Source organism: Verminephrobacter aporrectodeae subsp. tuberculatae At4 (assembly GCF_000193225.1).
In the GTDB taxonomy this organism is placed as follows: Bacteria; Pseudomonadota; Gammaproteobacteria; order Burkholderiales; family Burkholderiaceae_C; genus Acidovorax; species Acidovorax aporrectodeae.
This window is the reverse complement of sequence record NZ_AFAL01000188.1, coordinates 1-993: the sequence shown is the minus strand read 5'-3', so window position 1 is coordinate 993 and position 993 is coordinate 1. Positions and strand designations below refer to the sequence as shown.

Annotated in this window: 1 protein-coding gene; it reads right to left on the bottom strand. The window is 69.8% G+C overall.

Features of this window, described 5'->3' with window-relative positions:
* Window positions 1-221 precede the first annotated feature (221 nt).
* Window positions 222-993 (bottom strand): [protein-PII] uridylyltransferase family protein (locus VTU_RS25880; RefSeq protein WP_010101842.1); only part of this gene is annotated, 772 nt, incomplete at its 5' end.

The following is a 993-nucleotide window of genomic DNA, read 5'->3' as shown; positions in this document are numbered from 1 at the left end:
CGCCCAGCAGACAGGGCGCCCACGCCTCGATCGCGACCCCGGGGAATGCCGGCTCGACCAAGGCGGCAAGTTCTTGCGCGGTGAGATGGAGTGCGTTAGCGCGTCGCATTATTGGAAAAGACGCCGGGTCCGCAGAGGTATCGACAGGAAAGTTACGCCATACCCGCTGCGAACATCACACCGGGCCATGCACAATATTCTTCATCTCCATCCTGCCCGCATCAAGCACCGACCGCCCCTTGTTTGGCGCCAAGGACCGCGTGCCACAGCGCGAGCACCGCGTCGCGCTCGGCCTGCAATGCGGGCGGCGCAAGCTGTGTCGGCGTCTCGTCGAGCCGCGCCTGGTGCTGCGCGCGGCGCAGTGCGCGGTAGGCGTCGGCGGCGGCCTGTCCCACGCCCGCAGGCAGCAGGCCCGCGCGCTGCGCGTCTTGCAGCAGCGCAATATTGCCGGCGTTCGCCAGCAGCTGCGGGTGCTGCGCGGAGCGCGACAGCACCAGGTACTGCACGGCGAACTCGGCGTCCACCATGCCGCCCGGGCTGTGTTTCACGTCGAAGCGCCCCGCGGGCGTCGGGTGCGCGGCGCGCACCCGCTCGCGCATGCCCACGATCTCGGCGCGCAGCGCCAGCGGGTCGCGGGCCGCGCTGATGACCGCTTCGCGCACCGCGTCGAAACGTGCGCGCAGCGCGTCGCTGCCCAGAACGAAGCGTGCGCGCGTCATGGCTTGGTGCTCCCAGGTCCAGGCGGTGTTGCTGCCGCGCTGCTGCTGGTAGGCGGCGTAGGCGGCAAAGCGCGTGACCAGCAGGCCCGCGCTGCCGTTGGGCCGCAGCGCGGTGTCGATCTCGTAGAGCCCGCCCTCGCCGGTTTTCACGGTGAGCCAGTTGATGAGCTTGCGCGCAAAGGCCGCGTAGATCTCGGGGGCGCGCTCGTCGTCGTCGTCGAAGACGAACACGATGTCCAGGTCGCTGCCGTAGCCAAGCTCTTTGCCGCCGAGC